The sequence below is a fragment of the Nakamurella sp. genome (genome assembly GCF_048594475.1).
Taxonomy (GTDB): Bacteria; Actinomycetota; Actinomycetes; order Mycobacteriales; family Nakamurellaceae; genus Nakamurella.
In genome coordinates, this window is the sequence record NZ_JBMDXT010000489.1 from 1 (window position 1) to 2737 (window position 2737).

Here is a 2737-nt window from a genome sequence, read left to right on the forward strand (position 1 = left end):
CGACCGCGGCATGGCGCCCGCCGGCGGCGTGCTGGGGCAGGTGGGCCAGCACCGGGACCGGCTCGCCCGGCCGACGGTCGCCGTCACCGACACCGACACCGACACCGACGACCTCGGCCGGGTCCGTCGCGGCGGCAACCCGGCCGGCACCGGCCGGGTCGCGGCCGACCTCGTCCGCGCTCGCCGGGGCGACCGGGCCCGCTCCGGCGCCCTCGGGGCTGGACCAGGCCGCGGCCTGCGCCTTGGTCGGCAGCCAGATGGCCACGATCAGCAGAGCCAGGGCCAACAGGCCGACCGCACACGCGGTCGCGGTGTGCAGAGCCGGAAGGAAGGAGTCGACGGCGGCCTGCCGCAACTGCTCCACCGCCTGCGCCGGGACCTGCCCGGACGCGGCGACGCGGTCGGCCACCTCGTTGGCGCCACCGATCGACTCGCTGGCCGCGGTGAACGCCTCCGGCGGCAGGCCCTTGCCCTCCAACAGCGGGGTGATGTTGTTGCTGTAGACCGTGGTCACGATGGAGGACAGGATGGCCACGCCGAAGACCGCGCCCACCTGGCGGACGGTGTTCTGCACGGCCGAACCCGAGCCGGACCGTTCCGGCGGGGTGGCCAGCGTCATCCGGGTGGTGGACGGCGCGATCGTGTTGCCCAGGCCGAAGCCGAAGACGACGCCCAGGACGATCAGCAGCCACACGGGCGTGTCCGGGGTGACCAGGCTGAAGAACACCATGCCGACCACCGCGAAACCCAGGCCGACCGGGATGACGACGCGGGCGCCGAACCGCTTGACCATCTTGGCGCTCCGGGGCGCCCCGAGCAGCTGACCGACGGCGAACGGCAGGACGAGCAGCCCGGCCTGCAGCGGGCTCCACCCCCGCACGATCTGGTAGTAGAAGGTCAGGAACAGCAGGCTGCCCTGCATCGCGGCGAAGGCCAGCGTGACACCGGTCAGCGGGACGGTGAACGACCGGATCTTGAACAGCGACAGGTCGATCGACGGATGGCTGCAGCGTCGCTCGTACAGCACGAAGCCGATCAGGACGGCCAGCCCCAGCACGATGAAGCCCCAGGTCGACGGGGCGCCCCAGCCCACTTCGGAGGCGTTCTGGATGCCGTAGACGACGGTGAAGAGGCCGACCACGGACAGGACCAGGCCCACCGGATCCAGTTGCCCGGGCCGCGGGTTCTTGGTCTCCGGGACCAGCATCGCGATCCCGATGAGGCCGACGATGACGATCGGCACGTTGATGAAGAAGACCGAGCCCCAGTCGTTGCCGGTCAGCCAGCTGAACCAGTTCGGGTGCTCGAGCAGCAGACCGCCCAGCACCGGTCCGATGGCCACGGCGCCGCCGACCGCCGCCGACCAGATGCCGATCGCACGACCGCGCTCCTGCGGCGGGAAGATCACGGTCACGATCGACAGCGAGACCGGCATGACCGAGGCGCCGCCGACGCCCATCAGGGCGCGGTACGCGATCAGCTCGCCGGGACTGTCGGCGAACGCGCACAGCGCCGAGGCCACCCCGAACAGCATCAGGCCGATCATCAGGATGCGTTTGCGGCCGAAGCGGTCGCCCAGCACGCCCCAGGTGAAGAGCAGGGCGGCGAAGGCGAGCGAATACGCGTTGATGGCCCAGACCAGTTGGTTCTGGGTGGCGTTGAGGTCGACCTGGATGGTCTTGAGGGCCACGTTGAGGATTGTGTTGTCCAGGACGACCACCAGCAGGCCGACGACCAGGACGGACAGCGCCTTCCAGCGCTGCGGGTACCCGCCGGCGGGGGAGGTGGGGGCCGGGCCGGCGGCGGTGGTGGCGCCGGCCGGGCCGGCGGCTGCAGAGTCGGGCATGGCGAAGACCTTCGTCGACGACCTCAGGACCGGACCGGCGCGTACCGGGTCGGGCCCAGGAGGCTGGGTGATGGGCGGGGGCCGCGGTCGACGGCGTCCGGGGCCGTCTCGATCTTGCGCCGCTTCATTGCGAAACGCAACCGTTTCGTATCGATATCTCGATCGTCCGGAGTGACCGGCGGCGACCCGTCGGGCGGACCGTCACCGCCGCCGTCGCAGGGCCACGATGCCGACCACGATCGTCGCCAGCAACCCGGCACCGATGACGAGTTGGCCGAACGGGCTGGACAGTCCGGTGGGATCCATGGACCGAGTCTGCCCGGTGGGTCCGACAGGGCCGGTGGATCGCCCGCCGGGGCGGTCGACGCCGGCGGGGACCGGTCGCCGCTGGGGAGGTGCGGGGCCGTCCGCCGCTTCGGCGGCCGGTGGCCGGGCCGGGGTGATCACCGGCGGCCGGGCGGCCGGCGATCAGTAGGGTGTCGGCGTGCGACTGACGGAGTTCCGCGGGTTGATGTCCGCCCATTTCGGCCCCGCGCGGGCGTCGACGGTCGCCGCGGACCACGTCTTCTCGGCCCTCGGCGGCCGGACCGCCGACGAGGCGCTCGACGCCGGCGAGGAACCCAAGACCGTCTGGTTCGCCGTCTGCGACGACTTCGACGTCCCGGTCGCGCTCCGGCACGGGCTGCCCGACTGACCCGTCCCGGCCCGGGACATGTCCGTGGGCGTGTCCCGCGACACGCGGCGGCCGGAGCTTGGGCTCGAACAGGTGTACGTCTACAGTTGTCCCCATGCCCGGAACGATCCACATTCTGGTCCGGTTCGGGGTCACTGTCGGTGCCGCCCTCTAGCGTCGATCCCACAGGCAAGCAGCAACCAACGAACAGCAGTACC

Annotated in this window: 2 protein-coding genes; one reads left to right on the plus strand and one right to left on the minus strand. The window is 71.7% G+C overall.

Going from position 1 to position 2737, the window contains the following annotated elements:
- On the minus strand, window positions 1-1846 hold a 1846-nt coding region (locus tag ACOJUF_RS22210), incomplete at its 3' end, for an MFS transporter (protein WP_420123990.1).
- 484 nt (window positions 1847-2330) lie between these two features.
- Between ACOJUF_RS22210 and ACOJUF_RS22215 the strand changes: the two genes are divergently transcribed.
- Window positions 2331-2540, plus strand: a complete 210-nt coding sequence (locus ACOJUF_RS22215) for a DUF3046 domain-containing protein (RefSeq protein WP_420123991.1) — start codon at window positions 2331-2333, stop codon at window positions 2538-2540.
- Window positions 2541-2737: the final 197 nt, after the last annotated feature.